Origin of the sequence: Psychrobacillus sp. FSL K6-2836, assembly GCF_038003085.1 — a bacterium.
Lineage (GTDB): Bacteria > Bacillota > Bacilli > Bacillales_A > Planococcaceae > Psychrobacillus.
In genome coordinates, this window is sequence record NZ_JBBOOM010000001.1 from 2478368 (window position 1) to 2494703 (window position 16336).

Consider the following 16336-nt stretch of genomic DNA (forward strand, 5'->3'; position numbering starts at 1 on the left):
TCTTTGCTTATAAAACATCCACAGGATTTTCTAAGTCATAAATGCTTACTCAATCCATATATAATAAAGCATCACACTTTACATACCCCCTGCAGGTACTATATAATGTAAATAATAAGAAATAGGAGGTTGATGAGTTGGACAATTTAATAGAAGAGAATACAAATACGTCTGATCAGTCTTGTAGAAAAAGTCATCATCCTGAGCATGTAAAAAAAGATTTAACGAATCGATTAAATCGTATTGAAGGTCAGGTCCGAGGGATAAAAGGCATGGTAGAAAAGGACGTCTATTGTGATGATATTATCACGCAACTTTCTGCAACTCAGTCAGCTCTGAATAGCGTAGCCAAAGTACTTTTACAAGGGCATTTAAAGGGCTGTGTAGTGGATAGACTAGCAGAAGGTGACGATGAAGTACTAGATGAATTATTAGTTACAATTCAAAAATTAATGAAAAAATAAGAGGAGGAATTTTAAATGGTCAACCAAGTAACATTAAACGTACAAGGAATGTCATGTGGTCACTGCGTTAGTTCCGTTGAAGGCAGTGTAGGAAAGTTAGATGGAGTAAACGAAGTAAAAGTTCATTTAGAATCAGGAAAAGTGGACGTTACATTTGAAGAGGATAAAATATCACTAGATGTTATTAAAGAAACAATTGATGATCAAGGATACGATGTAGTTTAAGTCGAAAAGAGTGCTATGAAAGCACTCTTTTTTTGGGGATAAATTTATATCTCTTGGCAATATTGAATGCATTACAACCTTAAAAAGTTAGCCTTAAAAACTAAAAGAGACTGGGACAGAACCCCAAAACAGCATTTTTCTCTGTGAGAAAAATGCTGTTTTTTTGCTGTGCACAAAATTGATTTCCATTCCAGGGACGCTTTCCACGGGCGTGGCCTGAGCCTGTAGTCTCAGGCGTCACGCTATTCCCGTAGGAGTCGCCCCTCCATTCCAATCAATTTTATTAACTATCCATTATTTAGTAAAGGTTTCTCCTTATCCAATAAAATTTCTACTTCTGTCCCAGTCTCTTTAATATAAAAAATCTCAACTATTTTATCGAGTATACCAGTAATATCGAGAAAAACGAGGATAATTACTAATGGAATAATGTATTTCATTATAAAAAACCAAATATTAAATGCAGTAGCACCTAAACGAGAATGCTGTAATAGTTCCTCTCGTAAAGTGCTTTTCTCTATCTTATGTGAGACGAAAATAGAGATTAAAAGTACGCCTAACGGCATTAAAATATTACTAACTAAATAATCGGCAGAATCAAATATACTTTTCGAGAAAATTAGAAAATCAGCAAAAATACTATAGGATAATGCAGAAGGAATTCCAACTATAAAAATTAGAGCACCAATTATAAACGTATACTTAGTTCGCTTTTCTGTTTTCCCCTTAACAATAGCCGCCACAATTATTTCTAACATCGAAAATGCGGAAGTTAATGTTGCAAATAAAAATAATGCTAAAAAACCTATTAAGAAAACTTCTCCTAAAACAATTTGATCAAATACAGCCGGCAATACAACAAACAGTAAACCTGGTCCTTCAGCTGGTTCTAAGCCTAGTGAGAATACAGCCGGGAAAATTGCTAAACCTGCCAATAAAGCAATCAATAAATTCATTGAAACGATTGAAATAGCTGGTTGTATTAAACTCTCTTTTTTAGAAAGATACGAACTATAAGTAACCATGACTGACACACCGACACTTAAAGAGAAGAAGGCCTGACCCATTGCAAATAGGACACTTTCAGATGTGATATTTGAAAAGTCGGGTGCTAGAAAGAACTTCACACCCCCCATAGCGTTATCAAGTGTTAGGGAGCGAATGATTAGAACGATAAATAGTCCAAATAAAGCGGGCATCAAAATTTTATTTACTTTTTCAATTCCATTTTGAATTCCCTTAGCTACCACTAAAACTGTAATAGCTAAGAATACAAATTGAGCAACAATAACCAAAAGAGGGTTTCCAATCGTTATGTTAAACACAGATCCATAATCTGCACCCTCAGTAATTATTCCACCAAACAGACCTTTTGTAATATATATAACAATCCAGCCACCAATTACACTATAAAAAGACAATAAAAGAAAACAGGTGAATACCCCTAATCTTCCAATCCAATGCCAACTAGTATTAGGGGCAAGAATACGATACGCGCTAATTGCTTCTTTTTGCGTACTTCTACCAATAACAAACTCTGCTAATAATAACGGGAAGCCCATAAACAAAGAAAATAATATAAAAAGAAGAAAGAATGCGCCTCCTCCACTTATACCTGTAACGTAAGGGAGCTTCCATATTGCACCTACTCCAATAGCTGATCCTGCAGCTGATAAGATAAAACCAATCTTTGATGACCATTGCTCTTTTGTTTGCAAACTAACCAATCCAATCCATTTTTATTACGTCTTCTAATCCATTGTTAAAAGACAAAAAAGCCACGTCTCTATCTTTTACGATAGGGACGTGGCTGTTCACGCGGTACCACCCTAATTGGAAACAAATATATGTTTCCCACTTGGTAAAATAACGGTTTAATCCGTTTTATACTACGTTCTTTAAAATATAGTATAAAAAAAGCTCCAAGAATGAAGTTCACCTAATCTTTGTATCAGTTTTCACCAACCACTGATTCTCTTCTAACAGGGAGACCGGCTTAATAATGTTCTTTTCTTCGCTTGTTTAATATAAATAATATTAAACGAAATTATAGTATGATAACACCAATAGGTCAACCTTTTATTTAGTAGTAAACTCTTTGCCATCGGATTATTACTCGGCAATCGCTTCGTACCACTACATTCAGAGTTATTTTCCAAGTTTCTAAACTTTTCTGAAAAGAAATTTTAGAAATGAATCTTGAATCTTAACTAAGGATAACGTCCAGAAATTTTCCTTTGCAACATTGAACGAAAAGCTTGTTACAAATTATCAAATCCAAATGAGAGTAGCTTGTATGTCTCGCGAAAACGAGCGTCATCACTTTTAGTACCCATTACTACTGAAATAAGTCGTTTGTCTCCTTGCTTTGCTGTTCCTGCAAAGCAATATCCGGCAGTTTCTGTGTACCCAGTTTTTAAGCCATCTACCAGATTAAAATATAGGTCTTGATTTTCAGGATATAGCATAGAATTTGAATTCTTTAAGTTTGTACTATCGTATGCTAATTCATATTCAAGCAAATTTGTTGTTTCCACTACTTCAGGGAAATCACTTAATAACTGATAGGCTAATATTGCAACGTCCTCTGCTGTCATCATGTTCTCAGAGCCGTCTGTATTTACTAATCCAGTTGAGTTTACAAAGTTAGTTTTGGAAGAAAGACCAATTTCTTTTGCCTTTTTATTCATTAGTTCTGCAAATCTTTTCTCAGTGCCTGCTACATGCTCTGCTAAAGCTCTTGTAGCATTATTTGCTGAGGAGATGACCATTGCACTATATAAATCACGAACTGTTAGAGCATCATTGTCTTTAACATAAATTTTCACCGCTTGTGGATCCATATTATTAGCACTGTGTGAAATTTCAACCAGATCATCCCATTTAATATTTCCATTTTGAATTTGCTCCTGAACTATATATTCTGTCATTAATTTAGACATACTTGCAACAGGGAAGGCACTGTTTGCATCTTGTTTCAGTAATATTTCTCCCGAAGAAGCATCCATTAATATTGCTGCTTGTCCTTTTATGTTAGGTGCTTTTAATGATGAATGTATGAAGGTTGTTGAGGGGCCGGAAACCTCTATTATCTCGTTCATGAAACTTTGAACTTGACTGCTCTGACTAAACTTATAAATCCCTATATAGCACACCGACAAAATGATTAAGGTAATAAAAAAATTAACTTTCCTTTTTATCTTTCTGCGTTTCATCCTCTTTCCTCCGTTTCTTCTCCTTAATATTCATTAACATAACCATATTGTAGCTATTTGATATAAAAAAAAGGGAAAGAAAAGCTAAATAATTTCTTAAGATTAATGAGAAAATAGTTTTTCGAAAGTATCTATGTTTATAATATAAGAAGAATTTTGGAATAGGTGGTGATGTCTTGTGGCAGAGGCTATTTTAATAATAGATGACGATAAAGATATTACGAAATTACTACGAATTTATTTAGAGGCGGAACATTACGAGGTCCATTTATCCCATGATGGTGAAGAAGGATTAAATATGCTTAAAAGGCATTCAGTTGATTTAATAATTCTAGATGTGATGATGCCGAAAAAGGACGGTATTTTAGTTTGTCGTGAAATTCGACAAGATAACCAGACTGTTCCAATTTTAATGTTAAGCGCAAAGGCAGAGGACATGGATAAAATATATGGGCTCACTACAGGTGCGGATGATTACCTTATTAAACCCTTTAATCCTTTGGAGTTTATAGCTCGAGTGAAAGCTTTGTTAAGACGATCTGGATATTTAAAAAGCAACTCTCCTAAGGAAGGTTTGATCTATGGTCCTTTAGTAATAAATAAACAGAATCATACTGTAAGTATTGATGATACCCCATTAAAATTGACCTCAATTGAATTCGATATATTATGCCTACTCTGCAGTAAGCCTGGCCGTGTTTTTAGTTCTGAAGATATCTTTCAATTGGTATGGAATGAACAGGAAATCTATTCAAGTAAAACGGTAATGGTACATATAAGTAACTTAAGAGCAAAACTAGACAGAGTGTTAAAAGGAGAAAAAATGATTGTAACTGTTTGGGGAGTTGGTTATAAAATTGACTATTAAGTCGGTGTTAAGTGAATTGATTTTTTTCTCGAGGTGGCGCATTGTTACTGGGATTATTCTATCTGTTATTTTGTCGGCAATTTCTTTATTTATAATTAAAAATGCAGTGGTAGGCTATGTTAATACCTCAGTTGTTGGTAGCGGATTGGTTACCGAGTTCGTTACTTTAGTTGGTAAGAGAAGGGTTGAAAATATTCTTTATTCGCCCTGGCCTTTCCTTTTTGAACAGTTAAGTTTTTTAATAGTATTTAGTTTCTATTTTAGCTTATTTTACCTACATGAAAAAAGAAGGCAGTTTTTTATATCCTTCGATCAGCTAGTTACAGAAACTAAAAAGTATGTAAGTAGTCCAGAAATTGGGTTCAGTCCTGGCTACCGGGATGAAAGATTGTTACAACTAACAGAAAGTATAAATATGATTATAAGTAAAATGGATACACTGAGACAGGAAGAACGGAATGCTCAGAGAACAAAAAACGATCTTATTACGAATGTCTCTCACGATCTGCGTACTCCTTTGACTTCTATCATTGGTTACCTGTCACTTATTACGGAAGATAAATATAGAGATGAAGTAGAGCTAAGGTACTACATTGATATTGTCTATGAGAAGTCAACATTATTGCATAGGCTAATTCATGATTTATTTGAATATACGAGAGTACAAAATCATCAGCTTAAAGTAAATAAGGAACCTTTAAATATAAAGGAAATGCTTGGACAACTTGTTGAACATTATCGTATTGAGTTAGAGCAGATGCAGTATGTTTGTATTGAGAATTATAGTTCTGAACCACTTATAACCAAAGCCGATGGTAATCTTCTTATTCGTGTTTTTGAGAACCTACTGTCGAACGCTTTAAAATACGGGATAAGGAAAAAACAAATTGATATATCTGCTACTCAAAGAAATAATAACATCTTAGTAGAAGTGACAAGTTACGGGAATCCGATCCCTGCTATGGACTTACCTCATATATTCGAAAGGTTTTATCAGGTGGATAAATCACGCGGCATGCATACTGAAAGCTCAGGATTAGGACTTGCTATTGCTAAAAGTATTGTGGAAATACATGAGGGAGAAATACAGGTAAAGAGCGACGAGGAAAAAACAGTCTTTTCCGTTTATCTGAAGCAGTTTACTAGTGTGGACAAAATCTAAAATGAAGTATCCCTTTGGTTTAATTGTTTCATCAATTTCCTTAGAGGATGGGAAAATCGGTTATAACTAGATTTAATAAGTGAAATGAAGTTAAGGCCCATTTGTATGTACAAATGGGCCTTTTAAGTACATATTAAGCTATTACTCGCTAGACTTTGTGTTTGAGTATTTTAACGTATTCACTATCTTTTTGCATATTTCTTACCATAGGTCATATAACGCCACATTTTCTCCAATGGTCCCATAGAAAAGAATTTGAACCAGGCTATACTAAAGACTATCTGAATAGCATAGATCAAGATTGCAATATAGATAATATCCTTTGGGGAAACTACATCAAGACCAATAAGTGAAATGATAATTGTTCCTATAATGCTTTGAGCAATATAATTTGTAAAAGCCATTTGGCCGACAAATGAGATTGGTTTCAGAAATTTCAAGACATGTTTTTTTTCTAACAATAAAAATAATGTTGATAAGTAAAACAAGGTCGTCGGTATTGTCCCTAAAGTAATAAGTAAATCTACATTATTGTCTCCGCTTTGAAAAGCATTCCAAATCCACAGTGAGAAAGGGATGAACAAAAGAAAAGTTCCAGCTTGCATCCATCGAATCTGTTTGGACAAACTTTGTATCTGTACAAGCCAACCTGCTTTAGCAGTTAAAAAACCAGCCAAAAACATTATGAATATTAGTATTAAATCGTTAGAAAAGAATTCTAAGATTGGTAAGAGCAGTTTCGGAGTAGGCAAGAAAATCATTAATACTAGAGAAACTAGGTGGATAGTTGTCATTCCAACAAGCCACTTTTTGATGGTAGAAACTCTAGCGCGATAAAAAGGGATTAAAAACAACCCAACAATCGAGTATACGTGTAGAATTGTTCCCCAAAATATGATTGAATGTATGATCCCAAGAAGTAAGAGAGTTAGTAGACGTCTTACCATTCGTAATCTAGGTTTGTCTCCGCGTTTTTCCGCTCTTGAAGCAAAAATAAATAGACCTGCTCCAAATAGGAAAGAAAAAATGGAAAAGAATTTCTTCTCTACTATGATAGCTATTAGTTGGTGGATAACTCCATTAACACCACTATAATCTGGTAGCGGTTGTCCTTCTATAATAATTTTATACGCTCCGACATTTATCAGGAGTATACCAAAAAGGGCAATTCCACGAATAATGTCTAATGAAATAATTCTTTCTTTTTTTGAAATGGACGGATTCATTATAATTCTCCTTTAAGTTTTATATTACTCTGCTTAAAGGTTAGTATAATTTTCGAACCTTACATTATATTAATAGCAACCTTACAGCAACCTTAAAGCTTTTAAGGTGAATTGGTCTTTTTTAAATTCAAGTATAATAAAAAGGGGCATTGAGAATTTTAAAAAATATTAATGGTATTAAAAACGAATATATTTTACCGAAATAAATTTCATATAAAAGCACATGTTATTATGTAGGTTATAAATATCTTCAAGGAGAAGGTGAGAGAGAAATTGACAGCATATACACAACCAATCTATGTAGCAGCCATCTTTTTTGTCATATTAGCATTTATGTTATTTATTCCATGGCTCGTTTATACATATAGAAAGTATAATCACTTTCCACTTTCTATCACATTTATTACTTTTTCTTTTATCTTTTACTTTCTATCAGCACTATTTCTAGTATTACTGCCATTGCCGGAAGTACGTGATACATGTTCGATTCAAAAACCTGATACACAGCATTTTTCACTAATACCATTTCAATTTGTGGTGAATACCTTTGAAAATAGTGGTATAGTCTTGTCGCAACCAATAACTTATATTTTGTTATTTAAACAACCTTCATTTTTTCAAGCACTTTTCAATTTCCTGCTATTGTTACCATTTGGGGTTTATTTGCGTTATTTTTTCCAAGTGAAAAGATATTGGAAGAAAGCTTTGGGCTTCACCTTTCTTCTGACGCTATTTTACGAAGTAACACAGGTAACTGGTATTTATGGGATTTATAATTGTGCTTATCGAATTTTTGATGTAGATGATCTAATGTTAAATACGACAGGAGGGCTACTTGGCTTCTTTATTGCTCCTGCTGTGTTAGCGTTATTTCCGTCGAAGCAGAAGGTTAATGAAAAAGCAGATGAACTATTAGCTCATGATGAGGTAAAAATGATGTCTGTGTTACTGGCATTAATCATTGATCTTTTCATTAGTAAAACGATCAGCAAAATAGTTTTAAGCATGACCTATGCCAATGAGGTTAGTGACTTTGTTGTGAATACAGTTGTCCTATTTGTAATGTTTTTTATCGTTCCATTACTTTGGGGTGGATATACAGTTGGTACGAAGATCATGCGGTTTCGATATGACAGTAAAGTTTCTAAAGCAGAAACAAACAAGCGATTGTTTAAGCGTTTTGGTGCTATCTACGCTATGTATTTTATAACTGTTATAGCGAGAACTTTGAATAATGTGCTAGTGCCGATGGACACCATTTATTATAAATTATCCGTCTTTTTATCATTGGGTGCCTGGGGTATCTATTTGATATTAACGATAGTGTTATTCATTCATACTTTGTTAGTCCTATTAAGTAAAGGAAAACGCCGTTTCTATTTCGATGAAGCATCTGATTTATATTCAACCAGAAAACAATAATGTAAAACCCGATTTCTAGTTAATAGAAATCGGGTTTTTTCGGATTTAAGCTTGCTGTAAGGTTGGCATAAAATTGCTGTAAGGATGAGCATTTATAGTATACATATCGACAAAATTGATGAGGTGAAAAAAATGGAATCGTTATTAAAAGTAGAAAATGTAAAAAAAATATATGGTAAATCCAATGCAGCATACACTGCATTAGAAAATATATCATTCGATATTCAAGAGGGAGAGTTTGTAGGGATTATGGGTCCTTCAGGAGCAGGGAAGTCAACTCTGCTGAATATGTTGGCAACAATTGATTCGCCGACTGAAGGAAAGATATATATGAACAATACGAGTATCCACGATATGAAAGAAGATGCGTTAGCCGATTTCAGACGTGATAATCTGGGTTTTATATTCCAGGATTACAATTTGTTAGACTCTCTTACTGTAAAGGAAAATATATTATTGCCACTGGCAATTGCGAAAGTTCCAGCAAAAAAAATTAATAGCTTAGTGACTAATATTGCTAAAGTATTTGGTATTGAAGACTTACTAGATAAATATCCATACCAAATTTCTGGAGGTCAAAAACAAAGAACAGCAGCTGCAAGAGCACTTGTGACGGAGCCTGTAATGATTTTGGCAGACGAGCCAACAGGTGCACTGGATTCAAAATCAGCGACAGATCTATTAGAAAGTTTAAATAAGCTAAATGAAAATAATAATTCTACCATCATGATGGTGACACATGATGCATATGCCGCAAGCTTCTGTCGACGTATTATTTTCATCAAGGATGGTACGCTTTCTACAGAAATTTACCGTCGAGACAAAACACGAAAAGCTTTCTTCCAAGAAATTTTGGACGTACTTGCAACAATTGGGGGTGAGGTAGATGACGTTATTTAGTCTAGCTAGAAAGAACATTGCACGAAACTTTTCCCAATATTTTTTATATATCGCATCTATGGTGTTTAGTATTGTTATCTACTTTACATTTGTGACATTAAAATACAGCGATACGATTGCAGAACAAACAGCTTCCTCACAAAAATTGGATTCACTGATGAGCGGTGCAGCAGTCATTCTCCTACTCTTCGTTGCCGTATTTATAGCCTATTCGAACTCGTTCTTCATGAAGAAACGAAAAAAAGAAGTGGCATTGTATGCATTGCTAGGTGTTCGTAAACGGCAGATTGGCTTTATGCTCTTTTTTGAAAATTTATTATTAGGCTTGGTTTCATTAGTAGTTGGTGTTGGACTTGGTTTTCTTTGTTCAAAAGGGTTTATGACCATTTTGATTCATTTAATGGGGTATGATGTCATCGCACCATTTACATTTTCGGAACAGGCAGCTTTGAATACCACTGTTGTGTTTCTAGCAATTTTCTTAGTAACATCGTTCCAAGGCTATCGTTTAATCTATCAGTTTAAACTCATCGATTTATTTCATGCATCGAAAAAAGGAGAGGTGACTCCGAAGCCTTCTATGACGGTAGCCACAATTGGATTATTACTAATATCTACCGGTTATTGGTTGGCGCTTCAAGATATTATTACTTCAAAAGTGTGGCAAGCAGTCGGCTTTTTAATGATAGCGCTAATCATTTTAACAACCGTCATTGTCGGTACATTTCTATTGTTCCATAGTGTTACTGGTTTTGTATTAACTGTGATGAAGAAAAATGAGAAATGGCTGTGGAAAGGGCTTCACTTAATGACAATTTCCCAACTATTATATCGTATCCGAGGGAATGCACGTACATTGACCGTCATCGCAGTATTAAGTGCTACAACCGTAACAGCAGGAGGAGCAGTGTATGGTCTTTATTACAACGTAAACGACCAAGTTACGAGCGCTAATCCGAATACTTTTATGTATGAGCAAACGGATGAAAAAATCGATCAAAAGGTCAGCGCAGCCCTAACAGATTTGACGTACGATGAAAATATCGAGGCCTTATCTGTCACATTTAATACGGAACAATTAAGCTCAGCGGTTAATGCATCGGATAAAAGAATTTATACGGTTATCAATGAAAAAACATACAACAAAATAGCGGCAATTCAACAAAAAGAGAAACTATCTGTTAATGAGCGCAATGCAGTTATTTTAGACATTGGGTATGATGAAAGATTCTCTCCAAAGTATAAAGGTAAAACTATTTCTACAGAAAGCGGCACTGAGATTACATTCCAAAGCTTTAAAAAACAAACAGTTTTAAATTCCGGGACATCCGGTATTGTAGTGGTAGTATCAAACAATCATTTTAAAGCGCTACAAAAAGAAGGAGAAGCATTAAAATACCGAGTCATCGGTGTGGACCAAGCTTCTGTAGATTTATCTAAAAAGATTGCAAGTTATTTACCTGAAGAAGCACAATTTTCAAGTGCTCCCCAGGACTTCCAAACAGGTATTGAGAGTGTAGGCTCCTTGCTCTTTATCGGTAGTTTCCTTGGTTTAGTATTTTTAGCGGCAACAGGAAGTATCATTTACTTTAAAGTATTAACGGAGGCGGAGGAAGATAAATCTCAATACAATATGCTTCATAAAATGGGTGTTGGTGCAAAGGATATTCGTAGATCCATTGCTTCTCAGGTATTCGTCATCTTTTTTGTCCCATTAGCAATAGGATTATTACACAGTGCTATCGCTTTAAAAGCCTTCTCTAGTTTACTTATGATGGACCTCGGAAAACCAGTATTAATCTGGATGATTGCTTATACGATTATCTATGGACTGTATTATATCTTAACAGTAGCTTCTTACAATCGGATTATCACACAAAATAATAGAACAGAAGGATGATAGAGATGAAAAAATTTCTAATAGTAGTGGGTGTTTTATTTACACTAGTAATAGGAGTATTTGCATTCACAAAAATAGATTTTAACCGCATGAATGCAAACAATTATTATTTGCAAATTACTGAGGATGGCATACCGCATGAGGAAAAACTAGATGATGGTTCCATTATGACTTCCTATTCTTATCGACTAGATGCTACAAATGCGGATGGTAAAACTATTCCGTTAGAATTCACAGCAATTAAAAATCTTCGAAAAGATGCCTACTTGAAAATGTACGTAAAGAAAGGTGATCAAGTATCCTCTTACGATGAAGTGAAACTAGAAGAAATACCGAAAAAAGCACAAAAATGATTAGAATAGAAAAAAGGGCTGTCTCCTATAAAAAGTGGAGAACAGTCCTTTTTTCTATAAAAGTATTGTTATAGTTGTTCCTTTGTTTTCTGAGCTATTCAAGTCTACTTTTCCGTTATGAGCTAAGATAATATCACGTGCAATCGCCATTCCTAAACCCGTCCCATGTGTGCTAGTAGTATTTGTACCTCGATAGTAGCGTTCGAAAACTTGATCCATGTCTTTAGAAGAGATTCCTCTACCATTATCAGCGATGGTAATTTGTGTATGGAATGCTGAGGCTGTGGATATGTTATTAGATTTTTGCTCTTGTCCACAATGTGGATAAACACTATCAATTTGTATTTTTACTGCAACTTGTTCATTGTTATGCACAAGTGCATTGTAGATAAAGTTAACGATTGCCCGTTTCAATAACCTTTTATCCACTTTATGCACGGCTTTGTCCACATTAGCCACAAATTCAACATCTCGATCGCCAAATTGTGGATCATTTAATAGTTCAATCGTCATTTCACGTATTACGGCAATAATATTTACTTCTTCTAAATGCATGGGAAGTTTTTTATTGCGCAAGCGCATCGTTAAATTTAAATCATCTAGTAGATCACTCATGTATTTGGACTGCCTATTTATAATAGATGTATATTCATACAATTCTTCTTCTGTTAAATCTTTGGCACTATCTTGCATTAATTCGGCATATCCATGAATAGAGGCGAGTGGTGTCTTCATATCGTGCGAAACATTGCTGATCCATTCTTCACGCATTTGGTCAAGTTGATTACGTTCTTTCTCATATTGATCAAGCTTTAGCGAGAGTTCATTCATATTGCGAAATACATCTTCATACACACCATGTGGTATGGGCATTTTTTTAAAGCGTCTTTCGCGTAGCTGATGGATTCCATCTATTAAAATGTGAAGGGGACCTGTTAATCTTTTTCCGAATATAAATCCAACTATTAATGCAATGAAAATATCAACTGTTAGAATTAGTAAAAGTACGATATTAATGTTTTTAAGGACCTGTCCGTAATCATAGGTAAATACATATCGGTCAATTTTTTGATTTTTAATTCCTATTAAATAAGTAAAGTGATGAGCCTCTCCTATAAAAACTGTAGTCTTTCCATCTACTTCTTGATATTTATACGTTTGAACAACTTCAATTGGAGAATACTTTTTTTGTAAATTCTCAGGAGTATAAAAAGCTGCTACTTGGTCACCATTATTATTCAAAAATTGTATCCAAGCATTCAGTTCCCTTAGTTTTTCTAAACCTTTTTCATTGACCATTGGTTTGTCGTGTTGCAGTGCTATATATTGTGAAAAATTTCTGCTAAAGTTTTCAGCAGACCCTTCGTCTGTTTCAAAATTATTCATTGATTTATAGATGAGTAAGGATAAAAGTATAATTGTATTCACAACCCCTACAATCACAACAATTGTAACAACGGATCCCAAAAAGCGCCGTGTCAATTTCCACTTCATTTTCCTTCACCCCTTGGTATGTAGTTTATAGCCAAGCCCTTTAACGGTTAATATAAAGGAAGGATTGGAAGGCTCTACCTCAATTTTTTCTCGTAATCGACGAATATGTACCATTACCGTATTATCAGAACCAAAAAAGTTATCATCCCACACATGCTCAAATAAGGTTTCCTTACTTAGAATCTGATTCGGATGATGCATAAAACAGCTCATAAGTCCGATTTCTTTTGCAGTAAGCTCAATTGTTTTTCCATCTTTCTGCAATTCTGTTTCACTTGCACTGAGCTCAAAAGGACCAACTTGCAAACTTTTCGGAGTCACATTTTCCTCTGAAAAACCAGCCCGCCTTAGCTGAGCCTTCACCCGATATGCCACTTCTTTGGGACTAAATGGCTTGGTGATATAATCATCACCACCAATCGCCAGCCCTAAAAGCTTATCAATTTCCTCATCCCTCGCGGACATAAATAAAATCGGGACATTGGAAACCTCACGAATTTTCTTGCATAAGTCGTAGCCTTCGCCATCTGGTAGCATAATATCTAACAATACAAGTGCTGGATTAAACTTTTGAAACTTTTCCCATCCATCTGCAACCGATCCTGCTGTTACAACATTCGTAATGCTTTCTTTGTATAAAACTTTCTCAAGGAGACGTGCCAAGTCTTCCTCATCGTCAATGATTAAAATCCACTGCTTACTATCCACGTTTTCACCTCCGAAACAATAATATTTATCTACATTATAGCAATGTTCCCTATATTCGAAACCGTTTTGAATAGCGTTTAAATTGTGTGGGACACTACAAAATTTTAAACTTCTTGAAAAAATGTCTAAGCTACAGGAAAATTCGTTCCTAGTGTCTATAATTAAATTTTTACTGAGGTGTAATAGCAAGATAACGAAATAATTACTTAACCCGGGTCGCTTCCTGATAGAGTATTTCAATTCCACTTTTTAGTTCTTCATGAGAACAATAAGCGAATGACAAACGAATATGTTGTGTATCATTTGGTGCATAAATATATCCTGGGTTGATGAGCACCTTTTTTTTTAGTAGATTCATGAATAAATCTGTTGTTACAATCGGCTCTTTAAATTTTAGCCAAATATAAAACCCGCCTAGAGGAGGTTCCCAAGTAGCTATGTCCTTAAAATATTGGTTTAATAAGCGATTCATAAAATCCGCACGACGTTTCAATTCTTTTTTTAAATAGTTTATATGTCTTTCATATAATCCAGTACGTAACCAATATTCAACAATTTGTTGGGAAATGGCACTTGAACCGTAATCCATTTGCATTTTAATATCTGCTAATCGTTTAATAACAGGTGTTGAGCCAATCACCCAACCGATTCGGAGGCCAGGACTCAAGGTTTTTGATACACTGCCAATATAGAGTACTTGCCCTGCTCTATCAAAGGACTTTATCGCTGGAGTCGGCTTGCCAAAAAGTAATTCAAAATATACATCGTCTTCAATTATTGGTAATTGTCCTGATTCACATAAATCATATAAACCTTTTTTCTCTTCTAAAGTCATACAGATACCTGTTGGATTATGGAGTGTGGGAATTGTATATAAAATAGCCTGTCTTTTTTTACGAATTCGTTGGATCGTTTCAGTAGTAAATTGATTTTCCGAAAGGCTAAATAAATTTATACCAAAAGATTGGAAAGTATGAATAGAATTTAAATAAGAAAAGGGCTTTTGAAAAACGAAAGAACCTGTTTCTAGTAAACCAAGAGCAATTAGTTGAAGTGCCTGAAGACCACCGGAGACGATGCAAATATTCTCAGGTGTCGTTATAATTCCTCTTTTTTTTACATATTCGCAAATCGCTTTGCGCAAAGCCAAACTTCCTTGAGGGGAAGAATAGCCAATTTCCTTACCGTCAAAATTTAGATGGTTTAGTGAGGAATGGATATCAGTAGTCGGTAATAACGTTGGGCTTAGTTCGCCTGTACCTAGTCGAATAACGGAGTTATCTTGTTCAAATTCATTAATCAGTTGAATCGTTTGATAGTTGGATTTATGAATACTAGTTTCAATATATTGCTGCCAGTTAGGCTGTTTTTGTTTTAAAAAAATATTCCACGAATCATTTGTCACAAACGTAGCAGAGCCAGCTCTAGAGGATAATAATCCATCTGCCTTTAGGTCATCAATCGCTTCTTGTAGCGTACTACGATTGACACCAAGTGATAGCGCTAGTTGGCGTTGTGGTGGCAATTTTGTTTCGATTGGCCACTCACCACTTTGAATTTGTTTTATCATCCACTCACTTATTTGCTTAGATAAGCTGATTGGTAACGATCGATTTGGTTGCCACTGCATATTTAATTCCTCCATTAAAAATTGGGTGGAAATTCGACCATCCAATTGGACCTTTTCTATATTTATATCATAGGTATGATGGAGAAGAAAGGAGTTGTAAAGATGGAACCTATCATTCATGGTGTTCTTTTAGCATTTGGGCTTATACTGCCTTTAGGTGTACAAAATATATTTGTATTTACACAAGGTGTCACTCAACCAAGTCTGCTTAGAGCACTCCCTGCTGTGTTAACAGCAGCAATCTGTGACACAGTATTAATCGTACTCGCCATTTTAGGATTATCATTAATCGTTTTGCAATCTGAGTCTCTAAGGATTATTTTGTTAGTTGCAGGAATTCTATTTCTTTTATATATGGGAAAAGTGATTTGGTCTTCGAAAGCTATGAACATATCAGGAAAAGAAGCATTGCCTCTGAAGAAACAAATTGTTTTTGCACTATCCGTGTCCTTCCTAAATCCACATGCATTATTAGATACAATCGGTGTAATTGGTACAAGTGCTGTAAAGTATAGTGGACAACAACTACTTTTCTTCACTGTTGCTTGTGTCTTTATATCTTGGATTTGGTTTTTCGGCTTAGCAGTTTTAGGTGCCACATTGAAAAAAATAAACATAAGTAGTCAAATATTCATTTTATTTAATAAATGTTCAGCAATCTTTATTTGGGGAACAGCTATTTATTTACTAATAAGCCTTTGTTTAGAGTAACTTTCCTAGGGAGTTTCTGAAGGGGCTAATTAAATGAATGGAATAAAATAATAAAAAG

General features: G+C 34.7%; 14 protein-coding genes, 1 pseudogene and 1 other annotated feature. Of the genes and pseudogenes, 9 read left to right on the top strand and 6 right to left on the bottom strand.

What is annotated here, in order from left to right:
- The first annotated feature begins 137 nt into the window (after window positions 1-137).
- Together MKY37_RS11720 and copZ are read left to right on the top strand one after the other, a co-directional pair.
- Window positions 138-464, top strand: a complete 327-nt coding sequence (locus tag MKY37_RS11720; protein ID WP_340777221.1) for a metal-sensing transcriptional repressor — start codon at window positions 138-140, stop codon at window positions 462-464.
- A 15-nt stretch (window positions 465-479) separates the two neighbouring features.
- On the top strand, window positions 480-689 hold the full coding sequence (gene copZ / locus MKY37_RS11725; RefSeq protein ID WP_340777222.1) for a copper chaperone CopZ: 210 nt from the start codon (window positions 480-482) through the stop codon (window positions 687-689).
- A gap of 380 nt (window positions 690-1069) precedes the next feature.
- On the opposite strand, the pseudogene MKY37_RS11730 reads toward copZ, so the two are convergent.
- Window positions 1070-2407: pseudogene (locus MKY37_RS11730) on the bottom strand (sodium-dependent transporter); the annotation flags it as partial.
- A gap of 79 nt (window positions 2408-2486) precedes the next feature.
- Window positions 2487-2713, bottom strand: a binding site (T-box leader).
- 237 nt (window positions 2714-2950) lie between these two features.
- Window positions 2951-3904 carry a D-alanyl-D-alanine carboxypeptidase family protein gene (locus MKY37_RS11735; protein WP_340777224.1) on the bottom strand — a complete coding sequence of 318 codons (954 nt, stop codon included), beginning with the start codon at window positions 3902-3904 and terminating at the stop codon, window positions 2951-2953.
- A gap of 178 nt (window positions 3905-4082) precedes the next feature.
- Between MKY37_RS11735 and MKY37_RS11740 the strand changes: the two genes are divergently transcribed.
- On the top strand, window positions 4083-4772 hold the full coding sequence (locus MKY37_RS11740; RefSeq protein ID WP_340777226.1) for a response regulator transcription factor: 690 nt from the start codon (window positions 4083-4085) through the stop codon (window positions 4770-4772).
- On the top strand, window positions 4762-5934 hold the full coding sequence (locus MKY37_RS11745) for a sensor histidine kinase (RefSeq protein ID WP_340777228.1): 1173 nt from the start codon (window positions 4762-4764) through the stop codon (window positions 5932-5934). The genes MKY37_RS11740 and MKY37_RS11745 overlap by 11 nt, the downstream gene beginning before the upstream one ends.
- Window positions 5935-6116: 182 nt before the next feature.
- On the opposite strand, the gene MKY37_RS11750 is transcribed toward MKY37_RS11745, so the two are convergent.
- A complete protein-coding gene (locus MKY37_RS11750; RefSeq protein ID WP_340777231.1) occupies window positions 6117-7160 on the bottom strand; it encodes a DUF418 domain-containing protein in 1044 nt (347 codons plus the stop codon).
- A gap of 273 nt (window positions 7161-7433) precedes the next feature.
- Here MKY37_RS11750 and MKY37_RS11755 point away from each other — a divergent pair, with 273 nt between their 5' ends.
- From MKY37_RS11755 to MKY37_RS11770, 4 genes are all read left to right on the top strand, one after another.
- Window positions 7434-8582 carry a VanZ family protein gene (locus MKY37_RS11755; RefSeq protein WP_340777233.1) on the top strand — a complete coding sequence of 383 codons (1149 nt, stop codon included), beginning with the start codon at window positions 7434-7436 and terminating at the stop codon, window positions 8580-8582.
- A 132-nt stretch (window positions 8583-8714) separates the two neighbouring features.
- Window positions 8715-9482 carry an ABC transporter ATP-binding protein gene (locus tag MKY37_RS11760; RefSeq protein WP_340777236.1) on the top strand — a complete coding sequence of 256 codons (768 nt, stop codon included), beginning with the start codon at window positions 8715-8717 and terminating at the stop codon, window positions 9480-9482.
- Window positions 9469-11382 (top strand): ABC transporter permease, encoded by a 1914-nt coding sequence (locus MKY37_RS11765; RefSeq protein ID WP_340777238.1) that lies wholly within the window; start codon window positions 9469-9471, stop codon window positions 11380-11382. The genes MKY37_RS11760 and MKY37_RS11765 overlap by 14 nt, the downstream gene beginning before the upstream one ends.
- A 5-nt stretch (window positions 11383-11387) precedes the next feature.
- Window positions 11388-11735: a YxeA family protein gene (locus MKY37_RS11770; protein ID WP_340777240.1), complete on the top strand. Its 348-nt coding sequence runs from the start codon at window positions 11388-11390 to the stop codon at window positions 11733-11735.
- A 54-nt stretch (window positions 11736-11789) separates the two neighbouring features.
- Here the strand turns inward: MKY37_RS11770 and MKY37_RS11775 are convergent, their stop codons facing one another.
- The 3 genes from MKY37_RS11775 to MKY37_RS11785 all read right to left on the bottom strand — a co-directional run bounded on the left by MKY37_RS11775 (window position 11790) and on the right by MKY37_RS11785 (window position 15567).
- Window positions 11790-13229 (bottom strand): sensor histidine kinase, encoded by a 1440-nt coding sequence (locus tag MKY37_RS11775; RefSeq protein ID WP_340777242.1) that lies wholly within the window; start codon window positions 13227-13229, stop codon window positions 11790-11792.
- Window positions 13230-13235: 6 nt separating this feature from the next.
- Window positions 13236-13937 carry a response regulator transcription factor gene (locus MKY37_RS11780; RefSeq protein WP_340777243.1) on the bottom strand — a complete coding sequence of 234 codons (702 nt, stop codon included), beginning with the start codon at window positions 13935-13937 and terminating at the stop codon, window positions 13236-13238.
- A 202-nt stretch (window positions 13938-14139) separates the two neighbouring features.
- Window positions 14140-15567: an aminotransferase-like domain-containing protein gene (locus MKY37_RS11785; RefSeq protein ID WP_340777247.1), complete on the bottom strand. Its 1428-nt coding sequence runs from the start codon at window positions 15565-15567 to the stop codon at window positions 14140-14142.
- 102 nt (window positions 15568-15669) lie between these two features.
- Between MKY37_RS11785 and MKY37_RS11790 the strand changes: the two genes are divergently transcribed.
- Window positions 15670-16278, top strand: a complete 609-nt coding sequence (locus MKY37_RS11790; protein WP_340777250.1) for a LysE/ArgO family amino acid transporter — start codon at window positions 15670-15672, stop codon at window positions 16276-16278.
- The last annotated feature ends 58 nt before the right edge of the window (window positions 16279-16336 follow it).